Genomic DNA, 26,427 nt, shown 5'->3' with positions numbered 1-26,427 from the left:
GACGTGTCTCCCGCCCCGGTCCCTTCCTCCCCGCGACCCTCCCGGTCCCAGTCAGCTGGCCGTCGTCGGCTCCTGGCCCCCGTGCGCGGGCTCGTCCGGGCCCTGCGCCCCCTGGGCCGCCTCGCCGCACCCGTCCTGCGCCCCCTGGGCCGCCTCGCCCGCCTCCTCCCGCACGCCCGGGCCGCCTCGGTGCTCACGGCGCCGTGGCGGGTGGTCACCCCCACCGGCGTCGCCGCCGGGGTGCTGCTGGCGGCCTGCGTGGCGGCCGGCTGGGTCCTGGGCTGGCAGGAGGCCTGGAGCGCGGCGGTGGTCCTCGCCGTCGTGGTGTGCACCGCCTGGCTGTGGCTGCTGCCCTCCGGCGGGCACCAGGTCAGCCACTCCCCGCTGAACAGCAAGGTGACGGTCGGGGACCACGCCCTGGTGCACGTGGAGGTCACCAACCCCCTGACCCGCTCCCTGCTGCCCACCCGCATGGAGCTGCCCATCGGCGGGGGCACCGCCGTGTTCGCGGTGCCCACCCTGGCCCCGCGGGCCAGCTTCGAGCGGGGCTTCGTGCTGCCCACCGACCACCGGGGCGTGGTCACCGTGGGACCGGTGCTGTGCGTGGCCCGCGACCCCGTCGGCCTGCTGCGCCGCGAGCGCGAGCGCACCCGCGCCCAGAGGATCCACGTCCACCCGCGCACGGTCCTCATGGGGGCGGTCCTCCAGGGCGTGCTGCGGGACGTCGAGGGCGCGGTCACCCAGGACCTGTCCAGCTCGGACGTGTCCTTCCACGCCCTGCGCGACTACGTGCCCGGGGACGACCGGCGCAACGTGCACTGGCGCACCACCGCCCGCGTCGGGCGCCTCATGGTCCGCCAGTTCGAGGAGACCCGCCGCTCCAGCCTCATGGTGGTCCTGTCCACGGCGGAGGCGGACTACGACGACCCGGAGCACTTCGAGACGGCGGTGAGCGTGGCCTGCTCCCTGGCCCTGGACGCCATGCTCCAGGGCAGGCAGGTCCGCCTGCTCACCCCCGGGGCGTCCCTGCCCACCACCACGCCCCTGCGTCTGCTGGACGCCTCCTGCTCCCTGGCCCTGGAGGCCGCGCGCGACGACGTGTCCCTGGCCCGCCGGGCCTGCGCCGACCACCCTGACGCCTCGGTGCTGGTCCTGGTCACCGGCCAGTGCCTGCCCGTGGGCGACCTGGCCCGGCTGCGCGGGGTGGTCCCGGTGTCCATGATGGCCCTGGCGGTGCGCTGCGGGCAGGAGCCGTTCAGGCGCCGTCGGGTGGGCGCCATGGACGTGCTGGACCTGGACCGGCTCGAGGACCTGCCCCGGGCCATGAGGAGGCTGGTATGAGGGTCGTGCGTCTGTGGGGGCGGGTGCCCCCCACCCCGCCCACCGGGGCCGTGGCGGTCGGTGAGGTGGTCCTGCTCCTGGGGATCCTGGTCCTGGGGTCGGCGGCCTTCCTGCCCCTGTTCGACGTGGCGGCGGGCGCGCTGGCCGCCGCCGGGGCCGGTGCCCTGGGCCTTGTCCTGGGTGTGGTCTGCGCCCGGACGCGGCTGACGGCGCTGACCACCCTGGCCCTGGCGGCGGTGGTGCACATGGCGGTGGCCCCCTGGGTCCTGCCCGACGTCGGCTCGGGCTGGCAGGCGGTGCTGACGGTGTGGTCCAGCCTGGTCACGGTGTGGCGTGACGCCCTGACCCTGCCCCTGCCCCTGAGCGCCTTCAGGGCCATGACGGTCCTGCCCTGGGTGACGGGCCTGGCCGTGGGCACGCTGTCCACCCGCCTGGTGCTGGCCGGGCGTGAGCGTCTCGGGGGGCTGGCGGCCCTGCTGGTGCCGGTGGTGGCCATTACCTGGGGCGGGCGCACCGTGGTGGCCCCCACCGTGCTGGGCCCGGGCCTGGTGGCCCTGGTCCTGGTGCTGTGGGCGGTGGCCTCCCTGCGCGGTCGCCAGGACCGGGTGGCCGCGGCCATGGGGGAGGAGGACTCCGGGCTGCGCCGGGCCAGCTGGCGCAGCGGTACTCAGGCGGTGGCCCTCGTGGCGGCCGGTGTCGCGCTGGCCGTCGTGGTGGCCCCCACCCCGCCCGGGGCGCGGGTGGTGCTGCGTGACCACCTGGAGCCGCCCCTGGACCTGACCCAGTACGCCACGCCCCTGTCCCTGGTGCGGACCCTGGAGACCGACCTGTCCCACGAGTCCCTGCTGACCGCCTCCGGCCTGCCCGCTGAGGCCCGGATCCGCCTGGCCACCCTGGACTCCTACGACGGCGTGCGGGCCAGTATCGGGGAGCGCACCACCGGGGAGGCGCGCTTCCAGCACGTGGGTACCACCACCCGCCTGTCGCAGGCCGAGGCCGACGGGGCGGGCCCGGTGACCCTGACGGTGACCGGCTACTCCTACCCCTGGGTCCCCATGGTGGCGGACACGGTGACCATGCAGATGCGGGGGGACCGGGCCACGGCGCTGGGTGAGAACCTGTACAACGACCCGGCCTCGGCCACGGCGGTGGTCACCGCCGGCCTGGAGGAGGGCGACGTCCTGGACCAGCAGGCGGCGGTGGTCTCGGTCCCCAGCGACACCACGCTGCGCTCCCTGAGCGTGGCGCAGGTCGCCCTGGGGCCGGTCTCGGGGGTCCCCGCCTCCGTGGCCGCCCGGGCGGCCCAGATCGTGGGGTCGCAGTCCGCCCCCCTGGACCAGGTCCGCGCCCTCCAGCAGGCGCTGCGCGCCTCCTACTACTCCGACGGCACCAGGACGCCCTCGGAGCCGGGGCACGGGGCCGCGCGCCTGGCCTCCATGGTGCGCGCCCAGACAATGGTGGGTGACGACGAGCAGTACTCGGTGCTCATGATGCTCATGTGCCGCTCGCTGGGTATCCCCGCGCGCGTGGCCCTGGGCTTCCGCTCCGAGACCGACGGCAATACCGGGGTCGTCACCGGCGAGGACGTGGCCGCCTGGGTGGAGATCCCCTTCGAGGGACGGGGGTGGGTCCCCTTTGACGTCACCCCTGACCGCGACCAGATCCCCCAGCAGCAGAGCGCCCAGAAGGTCTCCAACCCCGAGCCGCAGGTGCTTCAGCCCCCGCTGCCCCGTCAGGACCCGGCTGAGCTCCCCCCGGCCTACCAGGACGACCCGCACCAGGACGACCAGGCCCCGCCCCGCTCCCTGCCGGTGGCCCTCCTGGTCGCGGGGGGCGCCCTGGGGGCGGTGGTGCTGGTCCTGGTGCTCATTGCGCTCCTGAAGTCCCGGCGTCGGCTGCGACGGCGGCGGTCACCGGGCCTGGACGCCGTCACCGGGGCCTGGGACGAGATCCTGGACCGCGCCCGCGACCTGGCGGTGGTCGTCGTGCCCGGGGCGACCCGGCGGGAGACGGCGGCCCGGCTGGGCGGGCGCTTCCCCTCCGCCGACCTGTCGCGCCTGGCCCGGGCCGTGGACGCCCAGGTCTTCGCCGGGGGGGAGCCCTCTGCCAAGGTGCGTGCCGCCCTGTGGGACTCGGCGGACGCCATGATCGCCGCCATGGGCGCGGGGTATTCTCGAGGACGTCGTCTCCTCGCGCGCTTCTCCGTCCGCTCGCTGCTACGCCCTGCGTCACGGCCCCACCGGCCGCGGCGTCCCCACTAGGGAGGCTCTTGCCCATGTCATCCGGCACTCGCCACTCGCGACGTCGTCCCGGCGCTCCCGCGGTGCTCCGTCCTGCCTCCGTGCGCTCCCGTGTGCTGGCCGCCGTCCTGGACACCGTCCTGGCCGCCGTCCTGGTGGGGGGGACGGCCCTGGGTCTCATGGCGGTCGGGCGGCCCGTCCTGGTGGGGACGGTCGGTGCGGGCCTGGGCCTGGGCCTGCTGCGTCAGCTGGTGCTCGCCCTCACGGGCTGGACCCCGGGCGCGGGGGTGGCCCGGATACGCCTGGTGGACGCGCGTACCGGGCGGCCCTCGGCCCTGGGGGTGTTCCTGCACGCCGACCTCACCCTGGTCTCCGTGGTCCCCACCCTGGGGCTGGGGGCGGTCGCCCTCATGCGCTCAGCCTCCTCCGACCCCCAGGGGCGGGCCTGGCACGACCACTTCTCCGGGATCAAGGTGGTGGACGCCACAGCCGGGGCGGAGCCTGCCGCGGACCCCGAGGGCGCGCAGGCGCAGGGCGGGGACGACGTCTTCCCCACGGACGCCTTCTCCTTCAGCGGCCAGGGCCGTAACACCCTGGACGTGGCCCAGGTGCCCCTGGACAGCCCCGAGGCCAGCCAGGCGATTATCGACTCGGTCCCCTGGGCCAGCGTCCCCATGGTCCTGGACGAGGCCACGGAGGACTCCCACGCCGTCCTGTCCCAGCAGGAGGCCGCTGAGCTCCGGGCCCAGGCGGCCGGCGGGTCCCGGGAGGGCCAGGAGACGGGGCCCTCGGAACCGCAGGAGGACCAGGAGGGGCCGGATGCAGCCGTCCCCGGCCAGGGCGCCCCGGCCGGGGCGGCACCTGCGCCGCCGGGCCCAGCCGGCGTCAGCGGGGCGGGCGCGTACGGGGACCTGCCCGAGGCCGGTGCCGGCTCCGCGCCCTCCCCCCCCGGTGCCAGCGCTCTCAATGGTGCTTATGGTATGATGCCTTCCGCTTCAGGTACTCACGGTCATGCCCCGAGTCCCGCCTCGGCACCCACCCGGGTGCCCGTCGGTGCCGAGCCCGGGTCGGACCCCCAGGTCCGTGCGTCCGCCGTGGGTACCACGATACTGTCGAGTGGTACTGAGGGTATGAGAACTGGTCCAGGCACTGCTGCTACCCCTGCCCCGGGAACGAGGGCGGCCGCCCGGGCCGCTGCCCGTGCTGCCGCCCAGGGCGCCGCGGGCGCGCCCAGGCCCGCCGGTACCAGGCCCGGGGAGGAGACCCGGGTGGGCATGCGCCCCATTAGCGCCGAGATACTCAGCGCCCCCCCTACCAGGAGGGCCGCCCACGCCAGCACCCCCCAGAGCCCCACCACCCGGGCCATCCCCATGACCCCCCAGAGCGCCACCAGCGCCCCCACCGCCCACGACCCGGCCCCGGGCAGCCGTCGGGCCCGTGCCGCCAGCGCGCGCCGCGAGGAGGTGGCGCTGCCGCCGGACGCCCCGAAGGTCTCCACCCCCGTCCTGGCCCCCTCGGCCCCGGCCGCCACCCGCTCAGGGCGTGCGGCCTCCCGCCCGCGGGTCAGGCTGATCCCCCTGGACGGCGGGGAGCCCATCCACCTGACGGAGCCCGCCGTGCTGGGACGGGACCCGGACAATATCTCCCCCTACCCCGAGGCCCGTAAGATCCGGGTCACCGACTCCGGGCGCTCCATCTCCAAGACCCACGCGGCCCTGGTCCCCATGGTGGACGGCCTGTGGGTCACCGACCTGCACTCCACCAACGGCACCCGGGTCAAGAGCGAGGGGCGGACCACCCGCCTGGTGGCGGGCGACGCCGTGCCCGCCCCCCTGGGGGCCACGGTGTACTTCGGGATAGCGGGCTACAGGATCCGCTCCGACTCCCGCTCAGGGCGTCTCGACGCAGGCCGTCGTCGGGCTTGAGGTACGCCCCTTGCGCAGGCTGGAGACCTGCAGGCAGGTGCGTCCGGTGCGCGCGGACACGGTCACCGTGGTCCTGGAGGTGGAGCTGGTCGTCGCCGACGCGCCCGGGCTGCTGCCCTCCTGGTAGAGGTACTGGTCGGCCCAGTCCTGTGTGGGCGGCTCCCAGGTAAAGGTCACCTTCCCGTCCTCGGTGAGGACCCCGGTGAGGTTGCGCGGCGGCGGCAGCTCCTCCAGGGACTTCTCCTTGCCCGGGGCGATGGTGGCGAAGGTGGCGTGGGGCCGGGGCCCGTCGGTCTGCCGGGACAGCAGGATGGTGCCCAGCACCGCCCCCGCGGCCACCACCGTGGTCAGCACCAGGACCAGGGCGCGGCGCAGCAGGGGGGAGCGTCCCGGCGCCTGCCGGTCCGGCTCCTGGGTGGCCTGCTGCTCGGTGGCGTCCTTGGCCTCAGGCAGCACGACGGCGTCGGGGACCTTGCTGAACACCCCCAGCCGGGTGGCCTCGCCCTCGGCCGCGACGGGGCGCCCCAGGCTCTCCCCGGGCTCCTGGAGGAGGTCCACGGTGGTGCACGGCAGCCCCAGCTCGCTCTCGACCTGCTGGAGGGCGCGGGCGAAGGCCAGGGCGGTGGGGTAGCGGTTCTCGGGGCGCTTCTCCATGGCCGTGGCCAGGACGTTGTACAGGGACGGCGGGGCGTCCTTGCGGGGCAGGCGGGGCACCGGGTCGGTAATGATCCGGCGTGACAGGGAGTAGACGTCCTTGCAGGTGCCGTCGGGGTCGAAGGGGCTGCGCCCGCTGAGCATCGCGTAGGTGGTGGCGCCCAGGGAGTAGATGTCGGACAGGGGCCGGGCCTCGTCGGTGCCCACGAGCTGCTCGGGGGGCGCCCAGGGCACGCTCATGCCCCGCAGCTCCCCGTCCTGCTTGGGCCCGCTCATGGCCGAGATCCCGAAGTCGGAGAGCACCGGGCGGCGGTAGTGGGTGAACAGGATGTTCGCCGGTTTGATGTCGCGGTGGATGATCCCGGCGCGGTGGGCGGTCTCCACGGCCCCGGCGATCTGGACCGCGGTGCTCAGCGCCTGGGACACCCCCAGGGGCTCGCGCTGGAGGATCGTCCCCAGGGAGGGCGGGGGGCAGTACTCCATGACGATGAAGGGGCTGCCCTCGTCGGAGACCCCCGCCCCGTAGACCGACAGGATCGCCGGGTGGGTGGAGACCTTGGCCATGAGGTTGGCCTCGGACTCGAAGCGTGCGGCGACGTCGTCGCCCATGTCCGAGTTCATGACCTTGACCGCGACCTCGCGCCGCGGCATGTGCTGCTCGTAGAGGTAGACGGTGGAGTACCCGCCCCTGCCCAGGAAGCGCAGGTAGGTGAATCCGGGGATGGTCGGTGGCGTGTTGGGTTCCCCCTGACGCCCCTGCGTCACGGCAGGTCCTGGAGCCGGACGGTCTGCCCGTCACCGAGGTCCAGCAGGTCGTTGCTGCGCAGCACCACGGACTGGCCGGCCGACAGGCGCAGGGGGGAGGAGCCCTCGCGGTGCAGGATCGTGCCGTTGGAGTGGGACAGGTCCTGGGCGAGCACGCTCCACTCGTCCACGTCCAGGAGCAGGTGGTTGCGTGAGATGAGCAGCTCGGGGCTGTCCACGGTCAGGGGCTGGGCGGTCAGGCCGGTCATGGTCGTGACGTTCTCCGGGGAGGGCAGGCGCCCGATGAGGACCGGGCGCACCAGCTCCACGCGCTGCCCGGAGGAGGAGACCGCCCACCCCAGGGAGGGGCGCGGACGGTAGCGGGCAGGCGTGTTGAGCGGCAGGCCGCACTGGCGGCAGGTGGTGTAGCTGGTCGGGTTGGCGTGCCCGTTGGCGCAGACCGAGGACAGGACGCGCTGCTCGGGCGCGGTCTCGGCGTGACGGGCCGGGGAGGAGGCCGAGACCGCCGGGAGCAGCTCGGCGACCAGGTCCTCGGGCAGCTCGGCCACGGTCCGCCCGTCGTGGTCCCCGGGACGCTCCTCGTCCTCGTCCTCACCCTCCAGGCTCGCCAGGTACTCGTCGTCAATGGCCGTGATCTCCGCCGTCGGGGAGGACTCGTCGCCGTGGAAGGGGACCACCGGGTAGGTGGTGGGCTCCTCGATGTCGAAGGGCGCGGACACCTCGGGGGTGGAGGCGGTCTCGTGGCGGGGCGCGGGCACCGGGGCGGGGCGGGAGGGCCCCTCGCCGATGACGACCCTGCCCGCGGGCACGACGGCGTCCGCGGCGGGGCGCAGTACCGGGGTGTCGTCGGCCTGCGACGGCGGGGACAGGACGATGTGGCTGCTGGCGGGGGCGGCCGTCTCGAACCAGGTGGCGACCTCCTGGGCGCGCACCGGGGTGCCGTTGACCTCCAGGACCACGCGCCCGCGTACCGCGATCCGGATCTCCTGGGAGGAGACCGGCATGACCAGCACGAACTCCGGGATCCCGCCCAGGCGCCCGCCCATGCCCATGACGAACTCGTCCAGGACGGTGGTCAGGGAGCCCTCCGGGGAGCGCAGGCACTCCCAGATCCGCTCGACCAGCTCGGAGGGGACGCGGTCGGGCAGGAACATCACCCCCCGGGGGGTGATGGCGGCGGACCAGGTGCCCTCGGACCACCGAGCTGAGGACATTGTGATCTCATCGATGGCCATGGGATCTCCTTTGAGAGGGGTGTTGGGGGTGTGGTGTCGTGCCACCTCGCTGCGCCTGATTCTCTCACAGATGAACCGGTGGTGACATGGTCGGGGTACCACGGGCCCGGCCGGCGACGGTGGACGTGGCGCGGCGCACGCGGGTGGGGCGCGGGTGGCGCCGGGCGCGGGTGTGCCCGGCATGACGCGGTTTCCCCGGCCTCCTGCCCGGCGGGGCCCGACGGCGTCCCCGGGCAGTCCGACGTGGCTCACTGCACAGTGCAGATGGTGTCCCCCAGGTAGAAGCGGTAGCCCCGGCGGACCAGCTCGGTGCGTCCCGGGCGCAGGCGGTGCGTCCCGGTCTCGGTCTCCACGTGGGTGCCGTTGGTGGAGTCCAGGTCCGTGAGCATGACGCCGGCCGGGTCGGGCAGGATCAGGACGTGGGTCTTGGAGATCGAGGGGTCGGGGGTGGTCACCGCCACCAGGCGGGCGTGGGGGACGCGGGAGGGGGGAGCGGGCTGGCGGCCCACGACGGTGGGCCCGAAGACGGCGATGAGGTCGCCGTCGCACAGGATGCTGGCCGTGCCGTGGGTGGTGGGGCTGCTGCGCAGCAGGACCGTGCCCGACAGCCGGTCGAACCAGTTGCGTTTCTCGTGCCGGACCAGGGCCGTGAGGTAGATGACCAGGGGGCCGACGCCGGCGGTCGCCAGCGCCGAGATCAGGACCAGGAGGTTGCGGTGCGCCCCGGCCCACCCCGGGGGGGTGTGGGGGGACGTGGCGCGCCGCAGCCGCGCGGAGAAGACCAGCAGGCCCGGCGTCGCCCCGGTGGCGGCCAGGACGACCGTGTCCACCAGGTAGGTCGCCAGGACGACCAGGGCGACGGCCCCCGGGGCCCGGAAGTCGCAGACCACGTAGGCTGTTACAGCGATAAGCACCATAATGGTGACGTTGGTCATACTCATGAGCACTCGCCGTGCCGAGGTGACGGGGAGGGGGGCGGAGGCGTGCTCGTTGGTGGTCACAGGGTCACGATAGCCAAGGGGCGGGCCGGTGGGTGCGTTCGCGGGCGCTCGCGGGACCCGGGCGGCTGGTGGCCGGGGGCGCTCCGGCGCCCCTCGGGCGGCGGCTCCCCGGTAGCAGGTGCCGAAGTGGTGGGAGGATGGTAGGAGGGTGGTGGGAGCAACCCGTCCCGAGGAGCCAGTGCGCATGAAGATCGCCGTGAACCCCGACCCCTCCCAGTGGGTCATTGTCCCCGCCTTCCCCCCACCCGGCTGGATCCGTGACGAGGCGCGGCGCCGCAGTATCGCCCTGGGCGTCACGGGGCCCCGCTGGCGGGCGGAGCTCGAGGCCCTCCTGGCCGACCTGCTGGTGGTGGAGCGTCGCGAGAGCCTGGCCCGCCTGCTCCATATCGACGACGCCTCCGGCACACCCTTCGTGGTGGATCTCAGCCTGGTCCGGGCCGATGACGACGGCACCAAGGCAGGGCGCCACGCCACCCAGAAGGCCCTGGTGGAGCGGTTCGTCCCCGGTGCCGTGCCCGAGCGCCAGCGCCCCGGCCCCACCATGGCGGGGTTCTGCGGGTTCGCGACCGACCCCGAGGAGGCGGTCCAGGGGGTCGTGGTGCTCCGCCTGGCGGGTCTGCCCACGGTGCCGGTCGACCTGGTCATGCGGTTGTGGGGGGCCTCGGCCAAGGCCATACGCCCCTACCTCACCGTCATTGTGGGGCTGGCCGCCCGGGTGGTACCTGCCGAGGGCTGAGGGGCCGGGGGCCGAGCGCCGGGGGCCGAGGGTCGCGGGGCCGAGCGCCGGGGGAGCCGGCCGCCGAGGAAGCTGCGGCCGCAGGCCGGGGGAGCCGCGGGGGCTGGCGGTTGCGGGGGCTGGCGGCCAAGAGCTGAGGGGGCCAGCTGTTCCTTGAGGACGTCGTCGGCCGGGCCCTCGCTGGCGGCTGCGGGCCAGGGGTTGGCGGCCGCGGGCCGCGGGGCCGAGCGCCGGGGGAGCTGGCCGCCGAGGAAGCTGGCCGCCGAGGGGGTCAGCGGTTGAGGGCCAGGGGCTGGCGGCCCTACTGGACGCCGACGAGCACGCCTGCTGCCTGGAGGGCCTGGGTGAGCTTCTCCACGTACTCGGCGTGGGTCTTATTGGACTTGCGTACGCCCAGGGCGCCGCCGATCAGGGCGGACGTGGAGGAGGAGCGGTAGGTGGCGGCGGTCCCCTGGGGGCCGGTGCCGAACTCCACGCTCTGGACCAGGTAGAAGCTGCTGCCCATAAAGGCGCCGAAGGCGATGGTCAGCCCCTTCTTGCCGCGGGTCAGGACGAGGCCCCCGGTGGGGGAGAGCTCGACCGTCCACCCGCCCTGGGTGAAGACGGAGCCGACGAGGGAACGGGCCTGGTCCACGGGCGCAGCGATAATAAAGGTCTTCTCAGCCATGGGGCGCATCCTACGCGACTCCCGGTGCGTGGCTGCGCCCCCCTGCCACCGGCGCCAGGGGGTTGGGTTTCACCACGCGCGCCGACGGTTTCATATGCCCACCCGCCGCTGGCGCCGGGCGGGTTGGCTACGGGCCTGGTGACGGGACGCGAATAGTCCAGGTCCGCTGCGCGCGAGTCCTGCCGCAGGCGCGCTGTCACGGGCCCCGGCCTCACTGTCCACCCGCTGCGCGCGAGTCCTGCCGCTCTTCCGCCTGCCCCGGCGCAGCTCGGCGCCCCCAGGCCCTGTACGTGCGAGTCCTGCCGATTGAGTTTCACGTGGAACAGTTCCACGACGCCTCCAGGCCCCCACGGTCCCACCACCCCGTCGCCGTCGAGACGGGCCCCTCTACGTAGGAAACCGGGTTTTCGCGGCACTGGAAGGGTTCTGCCCGGGCCGGTACCCTCGGTCACAGACGCCGGCAGACGAAGGAGGAGCCGTGGCCCAGCAGCCCCCTGCACCAGGAACCTGGGAGGAGGACCCTGCGGCGGCCTCGATCCTGGTGGCTACCGGCCGCCCCCGGCACGACCTCCTGGTGGTCGCCGACCCCGGCCTCCTCACCGAGCTCGACGCCGCCTGGGGCGCCCCCGACGCCAGCGTGCGCCTGTCCTTCCTGCCCGGGGTCTCCGCGCCCGTCTCGCCCGGGCAGGAGGACGCCCTGCTGTCCTACGACCGCTGGGGCCTGGGCGTCCTGGTGGCGCGGGGCCGGACCAGCCTCTACGAGGGGCGCCCCGCCCGGCGCGTGACCGCGATGGCTCGTACTGCCGCCGGGTCGGGGCTGCGTGCCGCCGTGCTGGTCGCCCGGGCGGCCTCCCTCGGGCAGGCGGCGGTGGGCGACGTCCTGGTCGTCTCGGACCACATGAGCCTCCTGGGCGCCCCGCTCTTCCCTGCTCCCGAGCCCGTGGAGGCCGCCTGGGACGAGGAGCTCACCGAGCGGGTCGCGGCGCTCGACGGCGTCCTGGGCCGCGGGGTGCTCGCCCTCGTCCCGGGCCCGGTGCGTCCTACGCGCACGGAGGCCTCGATCCTGGCGGCCCTGGGCGCGGACGCCGTCGTCATGGACAGCGTGGCCGAGGCGATGGCGCTGGCCTCACGGGGTGTAAGGGTCGTGGGCCTGGCCTGCGTTAACTCCCTGGCCGGACCCGCGGAGACGGGACGACGTGACGCCCGGTCCGCAGGACGACGGGCAACCAGGGCCCAGGAGCCAGCCCGGGCGTCGGCCCAGGTGCGGGGCTCCCGACGGGGTGGGCAGTGGAGCGCGCCGCGGGTTGTCCGCGCCGCGATCGAGACGGTCCTGACCGCCCTGCGCTAACCGCGAGAACGGTACTTGTTTGCCGCGAGAACGGTACTTGTTTGCCGCGAGAACGGTACTTGTTCGTCGCGAGAACGGTACTTATTGCTCGTGAGAACGGGCGGCGATAGCGCCGGGCCTGTGTGCGCCAGCCGCTCATGAGCTCCTCGTAAGTGACCTTCCGGTGGTCGCCTGCCTCGTGCCTCCTGGTGCGGGGCGGGCACCCATGAGGCGGACGCCGCCAACGCCTACGGATTATCCGGCTGTTCACGGGCCCCAGGTGCGGTCCGCAGCTGCCTGCGGCCTCAGGCAGCTGGTCCCGGGGCCGCCCACGAGGTGCGGCCCGCAGGTCGCACTAGTTCTTGCAGATCTCACGAGTTTCTGTACCGGCTCTCTGGGCGACCCCGGGAAATCCGCATGATTCCGCGGGCCTCAAGGGATCGCGCAAGAGCTCGTGCAGTTCGCAAGAAGCCGTGCAATCTGGTGAGTCCATGGGTCGTACCGAGAGCCTGTGGGCCGTACCGAGCCCGGCCTAAAACCGTCCCGACGTCGGCCTCCGCCGGATCCGGGATTCTGGGCCTCCTCGTTCCCGACCTCCTGGACCACCGTCGGCCCCGCCCGGTCCGGGATCCTGGAGCCGGGCCCCTCCCTCTAGACTGCTCGCCGTGCGCCTGACCGCCCTCCTGCCCCCGCTGCTCACCGACCCGACGACTGCCGACCTCGTCGCCGCGGCCAGCAGCCGGACCCGCACCGACCGCACCGTCGTCGTCGCCCCAGGTGCGCGTCCCGCCGTCCTGGCGGCCCTGACGCTGGGAGCCGACGGCGTCGCCCGCGCCACCGGTGCCACCATCCCGCCCGCGCCCGCCGCACCCGCCTCCACAGCCTCGGCGCCCGCCCCTGCTCCCGCGCCCACAGCCCCCGCCCCCGCCGCATCTACCGCGGCCCCCCTCACGACCCCGGCGGCCGCACCCGCCGCGGCCCAGGCGGCCGCACCCACCCTCACGTCCTCCGCCCCTTCCCAGGCCACGACCCCGGGGGAGCGGCGTACCCCCACCACCACGGGCACCCCCCTGCTGGTGGTCACCGCCACCGGGCGCCAGGCCGAGGAGACCGCCGCCGCCCTGACCTGCTACCTGCCTGACGCCGAGGTCGCCGTCTTCCCCGCCTGGGAGACCCTGCCCCACGAGCGCCTCTCCCCGCGCGCCGACACGGTGGCCGCCCGCCTGGCCGTCCTGCGCCGCCTGGCCCACCCGCACGACGAGCGCTGCGCGGGCCCCGTGCGAGTCCTGGTGGTGCCGGTGCGCGCCCTGCTGGCCCCCGTCATCGCCGGGCTCGGTGAGCTCGAGCCCCTCCACCTGGTCCGCGGTCAGCGCCTGGATCTGGACCAGGTGGCCGCCCGCCTGGGCGCGGCCGCCTACACGCGCGTGGACATGGTGGAGAGGCGCGGCGAGTTCGCGGTACGCGGCGGCATTCTGGACCTTTTCCCGCCTACCGAGCCGCGTCCGGTGCGCGTGGACCTCTTCGGCGACGAGATCGAGTCGGTGTCCTCCTTCTCCGTGTCCGACCAGCGCACGATCACCGAGCTCACCTCCGTCACCGCCACCGCCTGCCGCGAGATCCTGCTCACCGACGCCGTCCGCTCCCGGGCCGCCCGGGCCGCCGCCGCCATCCCCGGCGCCGCCGACATGCTGGCCAAGATCGCCGACGGCGTCCCGGTGGAGGGCATGGAGTCCCTGGCCCCGGTGCTCGCTGAGCGCATGGTGCCCCTGCTGGACCTCGTGGGCGACCGCCTGACCGTGGTCCTGGAGCCCGAGAGGGTGCGCCGTCGTGCCGAGGACCTGGTGGCCACCACCAGCGAGTTCCTGGCCGCCGCCTGGACCTCGGCCGCGTCCGGGGGCACCGTCCCGGTGGACCTGTCCGCCGCCGCCTTCGCGCCCCTGGGCGAGGCCCGCGCCCTGGCCCTGTCGCGCAACCTCGGCTGGTGGTCGCTGACCTCCCTGCCCCCCTCCGAGCGGACCGTCACGCTGCCCCTGAGAGAGCCCCGCACCTACCGGGGCCAGCTCCAGGAGGCCGTGTCCGACCTGGGGGCCATGGCCCGTGACGGCTGGGCGGTCGTCGTGGCCACCGACGGGCCCGGCCCCGGCCGGCGCATGGCCCAGCTCCTGGTCGACGCCGACGTCCCCGCCCGCATGGTCACCCACCTCGACGAGCCCGCCGACCTGGGCTACCGCCCCGCCCCAGGGGGTGACTCCGCCTCGGGTGGATCCGGCGCCGACCCCGTCACCCCCGAGCCCACCGACCTGGCCGCCCCGCCTGCTGCTGGACCCGCCCGGGGCGACGGCGTCGTGCGCGTCACCCAGGCCGCTACCGGGCACGGCTTCCTGGCCCCCGGCCTGCGCCTGGCCCTGGTCGCCGAGTCCGACCTCACCGGGCGGTCCCCGGCTGGCCCGCGCGGGGCCAAGACCCTTCCCGCCCGCCGCTCCCGCAGGAGCGTGGACCCCCTGTCGCTGCACGCCGGCGACCTGGTGGTCCACGCCCAGCACGGCATCGGCCGCTTCGTCGAGCTCAGCCGGCGCGCCGTGGGCGGCCCCCGCTCCGCCGCCACCCGGGAGTACCTGGTCATTGAGTACGCCCCCTCCCGCCGCGGCCAGCCCGGCGACCGCCTCCTGGTGCCCACCGACGCCCTGGACCAGGTGACCAAGTACGTCGGTGGGGACGCCCCGGCCCTGAGCAAGATGGGCGGCGCCGACTGGGCGCGCACCAAGTCCAGGGCCCGCAAGGCCGTGCGCGAGATCGCCGGCGAGCTGGTGCGCCTCTACGCCGCCCGGTCCGCCACCACCGGGCACGCATTCGGCCCCGACACCCCCTGGCAGGCGGAGCTGGAGGAGGCCTTCCCCTACACTGAGACCCCCGACCAGCTGGCCACCATTGACGAGGTCAAGGCTGACATGGAGAGGCCCCAGCCTATGGACCGCCTGGTGTGCGGCGACGTCGGCTACGGCAAGACCGAGATCGCCGTGCGTGCCGCGTTCAAGGCCGTGGCCGACGGCAAGCAGGTGGCCGTCCTGGCGCCCACCACCCTCCTGGTGAGCCAGCACGCCGAGACCTTCACCGAGCGCTACGCGGGCTTCCCCGTGCGCGTGGCCCAGCTCTCCCGCTTCCAGTCCGACGCCGAGTCCGCCCAGGTCCTGGCCGGGCTGGCCGACGGCAGCATCGACGTGGTGGTGGGCACCCACCGCCTCATCACCGGGCGGGTGCGCTTCAAGGACCTGGGGCTGGTGGTCATTGACGAGGAGCAGCGCTTCGGGGTGGAGCACAAGGAGACCCTCAAGGCGCTGCGCACCGACGTGGACGTGCTGTCCATGTCCGCCACCCCCATCCCGCGCACCCTGGAGATGGCGGTCACCGGCCTGCGGGAGATGTCCACCCTGGCCACCCCGCCCGAGGACCGCCACCCCATCCTGACCTACGTGGGCGCCTACGAGGCCAGGCAGGTCTCAGCCGCCGTCCGTCGTGAGCTGCTGAGGGACGGCCAGGTCTTCTACGTCCACAACCGGGTGGAGGACATTGACGCCGTCGCCTCCCGCCTGGCCGAGATGGTGCCCGAGGCCCGGGTGGCCACCGCCCACGGGCAGATGGGCGAGGCCCGCCTGGAGCGGGTCATTGACGACTTCTGGCACAAGGAGATCGACGTGCTGGTGTGCACCACCATCGTCGAGACCGGCCTGGACGTGTCCAACGCCAACACCCTCATTGTGGACCGTGCCGACCGTATGGGCCTGAGCCAGCTCCACCAGCTGCGCGGGCGCGTGGGGCGGGGCCGGGAGCGCGCCTACGCCTACTTCCTCTACCCGGGTGAGCGGCCCCTGACCGAGACCGCCCTGGAGCGCCTGCGCACGATCGCCACCAACACCGACCTGGGGGCGGGTATGCAGGTGGCCATGAAGGACCTGGAGATCCGGGGGGCCGGCAATCTGCTGGGAGGGGAGCAGTCCGGGCACATCGCCGGGGTGGGGTTCGACCTGTACGTGCGCATGGTCACCGAGGCCGTGGCCGCCTACAAGAAGGCCCTCAAGGTCGGTGCCGACGCCGACGCCGAGGCGGGGGTCGACGAGGACCTGCGCGTGGAGCTGCCGGTGGACGCCACCGTCCCCGAGGACTACATCCCTCACGAGCGCCTGCGCCTGGAGGCCTACACCAAGTTCGCCGCCGCCCGCAGCGAGACGGATGTGCGCGACGTCCTGGAGGAGCTGGCCGACCGCTACGGGCCGGTGCCACCGGCCACCGCACGCCTGGCGGACCTGGCCCGGCTGCGCGCCCTGGCCGCCTCCCTGGGGGTGCGTGAGATCGTGGCCCAGGGCAAGTCGGTACGCTTCGCGCCGGTGGACCTGCCCGAGTCCGGGCGTATGCGGCTGACGCGCCTGTACCCGGGGACCGTCCTCAAGCCCGCCACCCGCACCATCGTGGTCCCCGCCCCGGGCAGCGCCCGCATGGGCGGGGGCGCGGTCGAGGGCGAGGAGCTGCTGCGCTGGGCGGAGGTGCTCCTGCGGGCCGTGGTGGTCGGCGACAAGGACTACGAGGCCGAGGCCACCAGGTACCGACGCCGCCGGTGAGGCCCGGGTACTGACGCCGTCGGTGAGGCCGCCGAGCTGGCCCCTCCCCTCCCGCCTTTCTGTTCGCGAGAACGGTACTTATTCGTCGTGAGAACGGTACTTGTTCGTCGTGAGAACGGTACTTGTTTGTCGTGAGAACGGGGGGTGCTTGCAGTGGTCCTGTCTGGGCTGGTTGGTGGGTGCGGGTCGGGGTGGGTGCGCCGGGTGCCGGGTGGTCTTCTCGGTGTGCTCGTCTTCTGGGCGTGTTGTCCGCGTGGTGCCGGTGGTGGTGGTGGGCTCGTCCCGGGAGGGGCCTGGGCCTGGGCCGCCGCCACCTCCGGCCAGGTGCTCGCGGCGGCTCGTCCCGGGAGACGCCGGGCCCCGTCTGCTCTGCCGGTGTGCCCGCGCGTCGGGCTGGGTTGAGATGCCCCAGACGCGGCTCGCCGGCAGTGAGAACGGTGTGCCCGCGCGTCGGACTAAGTGGAGGTGAACGCGCTCTGGGGCAGGTAGACGCCATCTCACGAGTATGGACGCGCTTCCGTCCAGGTGAACGCTAGCTAGAACGGCGTTGACCCAACCAAGAGCGCGTTCACCAGCCTCGGAACACGCTTACTCGACCAAGAACACGTTCACCAACCTCTGGGCGCGTCCACCCGGCCCAGAGCGCGTTCACCCAGACCAGGGCACGCTCACCTGAGGGCGTGTGGGACCGGCTGCCCGGTGTCAGCGCCCGCAGACGGTCGGGGCCGTGGCGAGGGCGGCTGGAGCGGTCGGTCACGGGCAGGCCGGTCCGGCAGCAGCCTGGCCCGCCACCCGGCGGGGGCGGCCTGGGGCATGTGGACGCTGGCCCACCGCCCGGCGGCCTGAAGGCGCACGCACCCGCCGCAGCAGCCCGGCCCGCACGCCCGGCTGTGGCGGGGGCGCCTGGAACCGCCCGGCGGCCCACAGCAGCAGCCAGCCACCGTCGACGACGCAGGCGGCCAGGCGGCGTCGTCCCCCAGGGGTCAGCAGTGCGTTAGCGTGGGTCACGAAGGTCTTTGGGAAGGCGACGCAGGCGCGCCAACCCACATCCCGCCGAAGACCTCTCAATCCAACCGTCCACAGCCGCCCAGAGAAGCACACCTAGTTAAGGACGCTCAATGTCGCATCCCGCTTCACGCCGAACACCAGTCCTCGCCGCCTGCGCCCTCCTGACCCTGCCGGTCCTGCTGACCGGGTGCCAGGACTCGCCCCGCTCCGAGCCGACCGAGGCGGACGGCCCCACGGCCCAGTCCACCAGCGCTCAGGCCCTGCCGGGTCCCAGCGAGGAGGCGACGACGCAGGTCACTGGGGTCCCGCTGAGCCCGAAGCCGAGCCCGACGTCGACGTGCTCTGACAAGTCAGGGGCCGAGGCCCTGAGCACCTGGGTGTCCCGGGTACGGACCTTCAGGGGCTGGGCCTGGGACACCACGTACACGGACACCTCCACCTACGACCCCTGCGCCGCCCTGTCCTGGATCGTCCTGTCGATCGAGATGGGCACGGTCTCCTCGCCCTGCCAGATTATGCTCTTCCACCACGGTGAGTACATTGGCGTCACCAGCGACCGGATGATCGGGTTCTACCCGAAGGTGGTGCGCCTTGGTGACGGGGTGATCCAGGTCACCTACACGTGGCCGCGCGAGAACGAGGCCAACGCGATGGCCTCGGGACGCTCGGTCTCGATCTTCACGTGGGACGAGGCCTCCTCCTCGGTGGTGCACTCCGGTGAGTGGCCGCCCACGAACGACTGACGGCGGCGCGCGGGGACGCCTGCCCGCTGTTCCCCGGTGGCAGTAGGGCTGCCCTGTGTGCAGGGGTTCCGGGCCCAGGTGCGGGCCCGCTCCCACACGGCCCCAGGGCATCCGGGGGGTGCCCGCGCATCGGACTGGGTTGAGGTGAACGCGTTCTGGGGCAGGTAGACGCCGTCTCACGTGTATGGACGCGCTTCCGTCCTGGTAAACGCCAGCTAGAACGGCGTTGACCCAACCAAGAGCGCGTTCACCAGCCTCTGGGCACGCTCACCCGACCCGGAGCACGTTCACCTGCACAAAGAGCACGTTCACCCGGCCCAGAGCGCGTTCACCTGCACAAGAGCGCGTTCACCTGAGGGCACGTGGGCCCACAAGCAGCCAGCCCCACAGCCCGGCCCACCGCCCTACCCCACCGCCGCCGTCGGGGGAGGGACCGCACCCGTGCCGGGGCTGGTCCGGGGGCCGCCCACCACGCCGCCGTCGGGGGAGGGGCGAAGAGGCAGCAGCGGCTATGGAGATAGACAGGTGTCACACCTGGGCCCATCTCGGCACCAGGCCCTGCTTGGTAGCCTGACCAAGCTCCCTAATGCAAGGAAATGAGGCAGACGAATGGACCTTCGCGCAGAGCTGGGGCAGCTCTCCTGGTTCGCCCGGCAGTACCGCCACCCCTCCCGCTGGAAGAAGCAGGTCCAGGTCATACGCCATATGGATTCCCCGCACATTCGACGCCGCCGTCGCCACAGCGGTGAGGTGTGGGGCGTGTCGATCGTGCGCGACGAGGTGGACGTCGTCGGGCTGACGGTGCGTCACCTCCTGGACCAGGGCGTCTCACGCATCCTGGTGGCTGACAACTGCTCCGTGGACGGCACCCGGGAGCTGCTGAGGTCGCTGGCGCGCACCACCAGGCGCGTCGCCGTGGTGACCGACCACGAGCCCACCTACTACCAGTCCGAGAAGATGACCTGGCTGGCGCACCAGGCGTGGCGCGGCGGGGCGGACTGGGTCGTCCCCTTCGACGCCGACGAGTTCTGGTTCGCCGAGGGAATGAGCATAGCCGAGTACCTGGGCACGCTCGACGCCGGGACCGGGATCGTCCACGCCGAGTTCTGCCACATGGTCCCCACCACCCCCGCCCCCGACGACCTCGCGGCCGCCGAGTTCATTATGGACACCCACCCCGCGTTCCCCGGGAAGGTGGCCGTGCGCGCCCACCCCCTGCTCGAGATCATCACCGGCAACCACGGGGCGAGCCGGGTGGGGGCCAACGCCAAGGGCCTTCACATCGCCCACGCCCAGTACCGCAGCCCCGTGCAGATCGCCCGCAAGGTCAGGCAGGGGAACGCCGCGGCCAGCCGCACCGGCGAGGACCTGTCCTGGTTCTCGCCCCACTGGGCCAGCGGCAGCCGGCTGGGGGACGAGGAGATCCAGGAGGTCTGGGAGAATATCTCCCACGGGCGCCCCGATGAGCGGATCCGCTTCGAGGCGACCGGCCCCATGGTCAGGCTGCACCCGTTGACGTGGCGGACCTGGGACCCCGACGGGGTCGTCGCCCGCGCCCAGAGGGCGGCGGATGCCTGAGGCCGTGGCCCGGCGGGCGGGGCGCCACCTCACCCCGCCCGCCGGGAACCTCCCCCGGCTCACCGGGATGCGGGCCTTCGCGGCGCTCCTGGTGTTCGCCTACCACCTGCCCCGGCTGGGGCCGTGGGCGCTCGGGGGCCAGACCTCACGGGTCGGTTACGTCGGGGTCGCCTTCTTCTTCGTCCTGTCCGGGTTCGTGCTCACCTGGTCCTCCCGCGGGGACCGCGTGGAGCCGCGCCGGTTCTGGGTCAACCGTGTCGCGCGCGTGTACCCCTCCCACCTGGTCATGTCCCTGGTCGCGCTCGTGGTGCCCCTGGTGACGGTGGGCAGGCCGCTCCTGGGGGACCTGGCGAGCATCGCCCTGGTGCAGTCGTGGTTCCCCTCCGACCGGATCGCCTTCGCCCTCAACGCCGTGAGCTGGTCGCTGTCCTGTGAGGCCTTCTTCTACCTGCTCGCGCCCTGGGTGATCACCGCGGTGCGACGCCGCTCGGACGGCGGGGCCGCTGCGCTCCTCCTGACATGGTGGGCGGTGGCGGCGCTGTCCGGCCTGGCGATCTCCGGGGTCAGCCACGAGGCGGACATATGGGCCTACACCCTCCCGCTGGTGCGCTCGGGGGAGTTCGCCGTCGGCATCCTCATGGCCGAGCTGGTCCGCAGGGGCCGGGCCCGGTGGGCACCCCCGGTGTGGGTCGGCGTGCTCGCCGTCGTGGGGTCCTACGGTGTTGTGCTGAAGACGGTGCACTCCCAGGTCCTCGCCGGTGTCCTCATGACCCCGGCCTTCGCCCTCCTGATCGTGGCCGCCGCCCTGGCCGACGTCTACGGGCGCAAGGGGGTTCTCGGTACCAGTCTCATGGAGCACCTGGGGATTGTCTCCTTCTGCTTCTACCTGGTGCACGAGCTCCTGCTCGTCAACGTCGTCCCCCACCTGCCCGCACCGTCGGGCGGGGTCGGCCGCGTGGCGCTGGCCCTGGGGCTGCTCGCGGCGTGCCTCCTGGCTGCCGAGGCCCTGCACTACGCCGTCGAGCGCCCGGCGCAGCGGTGGATCCGTTCCCGCTGGTCGCGTTAGCCGCCCACCGCCCTCTTTCGCGAGAACGGTACTTGTTTGCCGTGAGAACGGTACTTGTTCGTCGTGAGAACGGTACTTGTTTGTGCCGAGAACGGTACTTATTCGTCGCGAGAACGGTACTTATTGCCCGCGAGAACGGGGTGACATGCTTCTGGGCGCCCCCGTGCTGTCCTCGTCGTGGGAATAGGGTCGTGGGAACGGGAGGCGGTCACGGGGCTGGCCGTGCGGCGGGCCCGCGGCCCCGGGCACCAGGTACGTCCGGGGTTCCTGCGGCGGGCCCGCGGCCCCTGGGCGCCAGCGATCAGCTCATGGGTGGTGGCCAGCGTCTCGCCGGCGGGCCCGCGGCCCCTGGGCGCCAGGTACGTCCGCGTCACCGCCGAACCTGCCCGGAAACCGTGGGCCCGCGGCCCCTGGCGGGTACGCCCGGCGGCTTGCGCAGCTTGTGCCAGACCCACAGACCGCGGCCCCTGGCGGGTACACCCGGGCCCGCACGGGTACGCCCGGGCCCGCACGGGTACGCCCGGGCCCGCACGGCCGCCGTCGCCCCGATCGCCCCCGCCCCGGCCGCCGTGTCGCCAGCAGGGAAGACGCTACCTGCGCCGATCGCCCCCGCCCCGGCCGGTTCAGCCGACGTGGAGGTAGCGGGCCACCAGGTCCTCGACCTGGACGCGGGTGTCGGCGATCTCCTCACGCAGGTCCTCGTCCCCCAGGGCGAGGAGCCGGGCGGCCCAGGAGTCAATGAGGCTGGGCGGGAACACCCCCAGGGCCTCGTAGTCCCCACGCTGGGCGAGCAGCCGCCCGGCGGCCTGGGCGCAGGAGGTGGGCAGCTGGTCCAGGCCGGTCAGCGCGGAGGCGTCCCCGCTGACGTAGCGCTCGTTGGCGTACTCCAGCATGGTCGGGTCGCTCAGGCCGATGCGCGCGGCCACGGTCATCCCCGCCAGCAGCAGGTGGACGGCGGCGCTGCCGTCCGGCGAACGCAGCTCCACGGTCTGGGAGTCGCCCGGCAGCCCGCCCACGGGCCCCTCGACGGGGTTGGCGTCACGGAACATGCGGTCGTCGAGGTTCTGCCAGCCCAGCGGCACCCGCACCAGGACCGAGCGGTTGCGGTCCCCCCCAGCAGATCGACGTCGGCGCCTCCTGGTGGGGGACCAGCCGCAGGAAGGAGACGGGTACGGTGTTGCCGAAGGCGGTCAGGGAGGCGGCGTGGGAGAGGTAGCCGCCAATGACCCGGCGGGCGGTGTCGGTCAGTCCCGCCCCTGGGAGAACTGGTTGACGCCGTCCCTCATGAGGCGGGTGTGGAAGTGCATGCCGGATCCGGCCTGGCCGACGGCGATCTTGGGGGAGAAGGACACCTCGATACCGTGAGAGTGGGCCACCTCACGCACTACCCACTTGGCCAGGACCATCTGGTCGGCTGCCCAGGTGACGTCGGTGGGCAGGAACTCGATCTCCTGCTGGATCACCTGGCGGCCGTCGGTGACGAAGTTGCCGACCTCGGCGTGGGCGTACTTGACCGAGCAGCCCATGGACACCAGGTGGTGCAGGGCCTCGGTGCGCACCTGCGACCACTTGGAGAACGGGGCGGCCTCGTGGTAGCCGCGCTGCTCCTCCACGGGGAAGAGGTCGTCGGCCGGGGAGAACAGGTAGTACTCCAGCTCGCCCAGGGCCTCCAGGCGGCACCCGGTCTCGGCCTCCAGGGCCTCCTGGGCCTTGCGCAGGATCTGCTGGGGGGCGCTGGCCAGGGGATTGCCCTCGACGTCGTAGAAGCCGCACAGGATGTCCAGGGTGGGCAGGGCGGTGAAGGGGTTGAGGAAGGCGGTGCGCAGCTGCGGGACCACGTACAGGTCCGAGCTGGTGGCGTCCACGACGTCGAACAGGGAGGAGCCGTCCACCCGCTCGCCCATGGTCAGGATCCGGTCCAGGTGGGCGGCGGACTGGATGGCGAAGTTCAGCTCCTTGAGCCGCCCGTCCCCGCCCACGTAGCGCAGGTTGAGCATGGGGACGTCCTGCTCGGTGACGAAGCGGATAATGTCCGCGCGGGTGAACGCCTCGGCGGGCTTGCCCAGGACCTGGACCAGCGGGTTGGGGCTGAGGGCGAGGGAGTCGGTGACGAGCAAGGTGGGAACTCCTCATTGGGCTGAGATCAGGGAGGCTGTGCCTGGCGCCGGCGACCGGTGGCCACGCGGGCGGCCGTCGTCGGCCACGGCCGAGCTGGCGGCGGCACGGTCCCTGATTCCGTCAGTAACGCCCTGCCAGGTCCAGGCCGGGCGGCGTCAGGGCCCTGGCACGGGCTGTATAGTTCGGGACCAGGGCGCGGCAGACCTGTCCGGGTCGGGATCCGTGCCCGTACCGCGAACTGCTACGTCGCCTGTGCGGCTTGAGGGAGGCCCGGTGACCCGACCTGACGCTACCGGCTCCCGGCGTGCGGACCTTGCCGCGCTCTGCCTGGGGCTCCTGGACGGGGCCGAGGGCGCTGACGGCCTCAGTGCCGAGGAGCAGGACCTGGCCGCGGCGGGCACGTGCCCGACCGAGGACGTGGTGGCCGCGACCCGGGACCTGGTCCTGGCCGGTGGCGACCCGCTCGGTGACGCCTACCGTCAGGTGGTGCCCCCCGAGGGCAGGCGGGCGCTCGGGCAGACCTACACGCCGGCGTCGATTATTGAGGCGATGACGGCGTGGGCGGCTGACCACGGCAGGCCGGTGCGCGTCGTGGATCCCGGCTGCGGCTCGGGGAGGTTCACGCTCGCAGCGGCGACGGTGTTCCCCGGGGCGGACGTCGTCGCCTGCGACGTTGACCCGTTGGCCACGCTCATGACTCGGGCCGGCACCCACGTCATGGGCCTGTCCGAGCGTGTCGAGGTGGTACTGGGCGACTACCGCGAGCTCAGGCTCGACGCGGTCGATGGCCCCACGCTCTTCATCGGCAACCCCCCGTTCGTCCGCCACCACGGCATCGCACCGCGGTGGAAGGCGTGGCTGACCGAGACCGCCAGGGCCCAGGGGCTGCACCCCAGCGCCCTGGCCGGGCTGCACATCCACTTCTTCCTCGCCACCGCCCGGCTGGCGCGTCCGGGGGACTTCGGAGTCTTTGTCACCAGCAGCGAGTGGCTGGACGTTCAGTACGGACGTATGCTCCGTGAGCTCCTCCTGGGTCCTTTTGCTGCCTACTCCGTGCACGTCCTGGACCCTGAGGCGGTCCCCTTCGCTGATGCGTTGGTGACAGGTGCGATCACCTGCTTCACCGTGGGAGAGGCCCTGCCCGGGTCCACGGCGGCGGCCCCGCTGGTGGGCCCGGCCTGCGGGCGGTCGTACCCGGCCCACGCCTGGCTGCCGCCACCGTCGCGCACCCGCGCCTATGCGCGCTGAGATGCCCGGCCCGCGCCTGTCGCGCTGCCACTACGCCGGGCCAGGGAGGCGACGATCTCGTGCCCGGCCCGCGCCTGGCTGCCGCCACCCCCTGCCTGCGGTAGTGTGTGCCCGCGTGCTGCTGCGACGAGAGGGTGGAGACGTGTCCGATACCCAGGTGACGACGTCGGTCATTATCCCCTGCCACGACGTCGGGAGGACCCTCGGCCTCCAGCTGGAGGCCCTCTGGCGCCAGCAGGATGCCGAGCCCTTTGAGGTCGTGGTGGTGGACAACGGCTCCACCGACGACACCGTGGCCGTGGCCCGCTCCTGGGCGGACCGCCTGGACCTGCGGGTGGTGGACGCCGCCGACAGACCGGGCGCCGCCTACGCCCGTAACCGCGGCGTGGCGCTCTGCTGGGGGGCCAAGCTGCTCTTCTGCGACGGTGACGACCTGGTGGCCCCCCACTTCGTGGCCCACGGCCAGCGGGCCCTGGAGGAGGTCCCGGTGTACGTCACCGCCTTTATCGGCGTGGAGGAGAAGGTCTTCAGGCAGGGCTACGACGCCGTCACCGACCAGCTCGAGGAGCACGACTACTGCTCCCCCCAGGAGGAGCGGCAGGACCAGGACTGGCCGGTCCTGCCGGGAGGCTGCTTCGGGATCCGCCGGGACCTGTTCCTCAAGGTCGGGGGCTTTGACCCCTCCGCGGAGCCGGGGGCGGAGGACAACGACCTCGGGATACGCTGCACCGACGCGGGGCACCTGCCGCCGGTGCTGCCCAGCACCATGCTGGCCTACCGGATCCAGCCAGCGGGGGACCGCAGCTACGCCCTCTTCCGACGCCGGGCACGCTCCACCGCCCTGCTCCTGACCCGCAGCGGCCGGTGGGGGCGGGCCTCCATTGTGCAGGGCCCGCCGGTCCTGGTGCTCCTCAAGACCTGCCTGGCCGTGGTCAGGCCCCTGGCCAGGCGCGACCGGCTCGCCTGGCGGGAGTGGCGCATGCGCCTGGCCCGGGACGCGGGCCTGGCCGACGGCTACCTCAGGTACCAGGTCCTGCACCGGACCCCGCGGCGCCGCACCGGCGAGGGCCTGTCGGAGGAATGAGCCCGGCGGTCACCGGGCCTCCGCCACTGGCACGCCCTGCCGTCGACGTGCCTTAGGTATCGGGTACGTACCTTAGATGACGCCGACGTACCCTAGACACCGCCGACGTACCCTAGGGTGCTGTCCTCTGCACTTAAAGTACGTCCCCGGTGTCTAAGGTACGTCTAGGATGGGAGGCTCAGTAGCTCAGGCTGCCTAGGACCAGGTAGGAGACCCGGCGTGCCACCGACGTGGAGTGGTCCCCGAACCGCTCCAGGAAACGGCCCATGAGGACGGCGTCGACCACCTGCTGGCGGGTGAGGTCGTTGGCCGGGTCCAGGATCATGGTGAAGGAGCGGCGGTGGAGGGCGTCGAGCTCGGCGTCCTGGGCCTCAATGAGGGCGGCGAGCTCCAGGTCGCGGGTGGCCACCAGACGGGAGGTGTTCTGGCCGGCTCGCACGGCGGCGTCGGCCATCTGCAGGATCAGGCCCATGACCGGCTCGGGCACCGGCGGCTCGGGGTAGCGGCCGCGTGCGATCGAGGCCACGTGGCGGGCCAGGTCGCCCTGGCGCTCCAGGGTCTGGGCCATGCGCAGGGCGGAGATGACCGCGCGCAGGTCGCCGGCCACCGGCTGCTGACGGGCCAGGAGCATGACGCACAGGTCGTCAATATCACGTTGAAGGTCGTTAATGCGCTCGTCGGCGTCAATCACCTGCTCGGCGACGATAATATCGCCGTTGCGCAGGGACTCGGAGGCACGCTCAATGGCGGTGGCCACCTGACGGGCCATGGACTCAAGGTCGGAGCCCAGCTGCCTGAGCTCCTGGTTGAAGATGTCACGCACGAGACGGCTCCTGTCCTTGCGAGGCGGCGGCCCCCGGGCTCGCCGGGGGCACGGGGCACTCACAGTGTGGACTGTCACCACGCCAGGTGCCAAGCGCCGTGCCCCACTGCCGGTGCGCTGGCCCCGATGCCGCCCCGCCCCGGTGTCCTGGTGCTGGCCCTGGCGTCCGGCCCCGGTGTCCTGGCCCCGGCGTCCCGTCCCTGACCCCGGTAGCCCGCCCCCAGGCAACTGCCTCACCCCGAAGCTGTCCCCGCC

At 73.2% G+C, this 26,427-nt stretch carries 16 protein-coding genes and 1 pseudogene; 11 read left to right on the top strand and 6 right to left on the bottom strand.

Annotated features, from left to right (window positions below):
* Window positions 1–81: 81 nt before the first annotated feature.
* Genes C3V41_RS08405 through C3V41_RS14220 form a run of 3 tightly spaced genes read left to right on the top strand, consistent with a single transcriptional unit; the run spans window position 82 to window position 5,506 of the window.
* Window positions 82–1,341 (top strand): DUF58 domain-containing protein, encoded by a 1,260-nt coding sequence (locus tag C3V41_RS08405; protein WP_254423538.1) that lies wholly within the window; start codon window positions 82–84, stop codon window positions 1,339–1,341.
* On the top strand, window positions 1,338–3,602 hold the full coding sequence (locus C3V41_RS14225) for a transglutaminase-like domain-containing protein (protein ID WP_106109897.1): 2,265 nt from the start codon (window positions 1,338–1,340) through the stop codon (window positions 3,600–3,602). The genes C3V41_RS08405 and C3V41_RS14225 overlap by 4 nt, the downstream gene beginning before the upstream one ends.
* Window positions 3,603–3,616: 14 nt before the next feature.
* Entirely contained in the window at window positions 3,617–5,506 is a 1,890-nt protein-coding gene (locus tag C3V41_RS14220) for an RDD family protein (protein WP_106109896.1), read from the top strand.
* Here the strand turns inward: C3V41_RS14220 and C3V41_RS08390 are convergent.
* From C3V41_RS08390 to C3V41_RS08375, 3 genes are all read right to left on the bottom strand, one after another.
* Window positions 5,471–6,925: a serine/threonine-protein kinase gene (locus tag C3V41_RS08390; RefSeq protein WP_106109895.1), complete on the bottom strand. Its 1,455-nt coding sequence runs from the start codon at window positions 6,923–6,925 to the stop codon at window positions 5,471–5,473. The genes C3V41_RS14220 and C3V41_RS08390 overlap by 36 nt on opposite strands.
* Complete coding sequence (locus tag C3V41_RS08385; protein WP_254423537.1) at window positions 6,922–8,160, bottom strand: FHA domain-containing protein; 1,239 nt, start codon at window positions 8,158–8,160, stop codon at window positions 6,922–6,924. The genes C3V41_RS08390 and C3V41_RS08385 overlap by 4 nt, the downstream gene beginning before the upstream one ends.
* A 248-nt stretch (window positions 8,161–8,408) precedes the next feature.
* A complete protein-coding gene (locus C3V41_RS08375) occupies window positions 8,409–9,161 on the bottom strand; it encodes an FHA domain-containing protein (protein ID WP_165271611.1) in 753 nt (250 codons plus the stop codon).
* A 184-nt stretch (window positions 9,162–9,345) separates the two neighbouring features.
* Between C3V41_RS08375 and C3V41_RS08370 the strand changes: the two genes are divergently transcribed.
* Complete coding sequence (locus C3V41_RS08370) at window positions 9,346–9,897, top strand: hypothetical protein (RefSeq protein ID WP_106110759.1); 552 nt, start codon at window positions 9,346–9,348, stop codon at window positions 9,895–9,897.
* A 301-nt stretch (window positions 9,898–10,198) separates the two neighbouring features.
* On the opposite strand, the gene C3V41_RS08365 is transcribed toward C3V41_RS08370, so the two are convergent.
* Window positions 10,199–10,564 (bottom strand): hypothetical protein, encoded by a 366-nt coding sequence (locus tag C3V41_RS08365; protein ID WP_106109893.1) that lies wholly within the window; start codon window positions 10,562–10,564, stop codon window positions 10,199–10,201.
* 478 nt (window positions 10,565–11,042) lie between these two features.
* On the opposite strand from C3V41_RS08365, the gene C3V41_RS08360 reads away from it, so the two are divergent.
* From C3V41_RS08360 to C3V41_RS08335, 5 genes are all read left to right on the top strand, one after another.
* Window positions 11,043–11,912, top strand: a complete 870-nt coding sequence (locus tag C3V41_RS08360) for a phosphorylase family protein (protein WP_106109892.1) — start codon at window positions 11,043–11,045, stop codon at window positions 11,910–11,912.
* A 644-nt stretch (window positions 11,913–12,556) separates the two neighbouring features.
* A complete protein-coding gene (mfd, locus tag C3V41_RS08355; protein ID WP_174714765.1) occupies window positions 12,557–16,504 on the top strand; it encodes a transcription-repair coupling factor in 3,948 nt (1,315 codons plus the stop codon).
* 1,118 nt (window positions 16,505–17,622) lie between these two features.
* Window positions 17,623–18,255, top strand: a complete 633-nt coding sequence (locus C3V41_RS08345; protein ID WP_106109891.1) for an LppP/LprE family lipoprotein — start codon at window positions 17,623–17,625, stop codon at window positions 18,253–18,255.
* A gap of 609 nt (window positions 18,256–18,864) precedes the next feature.
* The gene (locus tag C3V41_RS08340) at window positions 18,865–19,833 is read left to right on the top strand and encodes a glycosyltransferase family 2 protein (RefSeq protein ID WP_106109890.1); all 969 of its coding nucleotides are present in this window, start codon (window positions 18,865–18,867) and stop codon (window positions 19,831–19,833) included.
* The gene (locus C3V41_RS08335; protein WP_106109889.1) at window positions 19,826–20,899 is read left to right on the top strand and encodes an acyltransferase family protein; all 1,074 of its coding nucleotides are present in this window, start codon (window positions 19,826–19,828) and stop codon (window positions 20,897–20,899) included. Before C3V41_RS08340 ends, C3V41_RS08335 begins: the two co-directional genes overlap by 8 nt.
* Window positions 20,900–21,522: 623 nt before the next feature.
* Here C3V41_RS08335 and C3V41_RS08330 read toward each other — a convergent pair.
* A pseudogene (locus C3V41_RS08330) lies at window positions 21,523–23,016 on the bottom strand (glutamine synthetase family protein).
* Window positions 23,017–23,290: 274 nt separating this feature from the next.
* Here C3V41_RS08330 and C3V41_RS08325 point away from each other — a divergent pair.
* Window positions 23,291–24,265, top strand: coding sequence for a methyltransferase (locus tag C3V41_RS08325; RefSeq protein ID WP_254423536.1), 975 nt, complete (start codon window positions 23,291–23,293; stop codon window positions 24,263–24,265).
* A gap of 142 nt (window positions 24,266–24,407) precedes the next feature.
* A complete protein-coding gene (locus C3V41_RS08320) occupies window positions 24,408–25,349 on the top strand; it encodes a glycosyltransferase family A protein (RefSeq protein WP_165271610.1) in 942 nt (313 codons plus the stop codon).
* A 178-nt stretch (window positions 25,350–25,527) separates the two neighbouring features.
* Here the strand turns inward: C3V41_RS08320 and phoU are convergent, their stop codons facing one another.
* The gene (gene phoU / locus C3V41_RS08315) at window positions 25,528–26,172 is read right to left on the bottom strand and encodes a phosphate signaling complex protein PhoU (protein ID WP_106109886.1); all 645 of its coding nucleotides are present in this window, start codon (window positions 26,170–26,172) and stop codon (window positions 25,528–25,530) included.
* Between the last annotated feature and the right edge of the window lie 255 nt (window positions 26,173–26,427).

It is taken from the genome of Actinomyces sp. oral taxon 897 (assembly GCF_002999235.1).
Taxonomy (GTDB): domain Bacteria; phylum Actinomycetota; class Actinomycetes; order Actinomycetales; family Actinomycetaceae; genus Actinomyces.
The sequence above is the reverse complement of the archived record's forward strand: the minus strand, read 5'-3'. Positions and strand labels throughout refer to the sequence as shown.

What these genes read in the sequence shown, in the direction of transcription:
- C3V41_RS14225 (WP_106109897.1), top strand. Translation starts at nt 1,338, where the DNA reads ATGAGGGTCGTGCGTCTGTGGGGGCGGGTGCCCCCCACCCCGCCCACC.
- C3V41_RS14220 (WP_106109896.1), top strand. Translation starts at nt 3,617, where the DNA reads ATGTCATCCGGCACTCGCCACTCGCGACGTCGTCCCGGCGCTCCCGCG.
- C3V41_RS08385 (WP_254423537.1), bottom strand. Translation starts at nt 8,160, where the DNA reads ATGGCCATCGATGAGATCACAATGTCCTCAGCTCGGTGGTCCGAGGGC.
- C3V41_RS08370 (WP_106110759.1), top strand. Translation starts at nt 9,346, where the DNA reads ATGAAGATCGCCGTGAACCCCGACCCCTCCCAGTGGGTCATTGTCCCC.
- C3V41_RS08365 (WP_106109893.1), bottom strand. Translation starts at nt 10,564, where the DNA reads ATGGCTGAGAAGACCTTTATTATCGCTGCGCCCGTGGACCAGGCCCGT.
- C3V41_RS08345 (WP_106109891.1), top strand. Translation starts at nt 17,623, where the DNA reads ATGTCGCATCCCGCTTCACGCCGAACACCAGTCCTCGCCGCCTGCGCC.
- C3V41_RS08340 (WP_106109890.1), top strand. Translation starts at nt 18,865, where the DNA reads ATGGACCTTCGCGCAGAGCTGGGGCAGCTCTCCTGGTTCGCCCGGCAG.
- C3V41_RS08335 (WP_106109889.1), top strand. Translation starts at nt 19,826, where the DNA reads ATGCCTGAGGCCGTGGCCCGGCGGGCGGGGCGCCACCTCACCCCGCCC.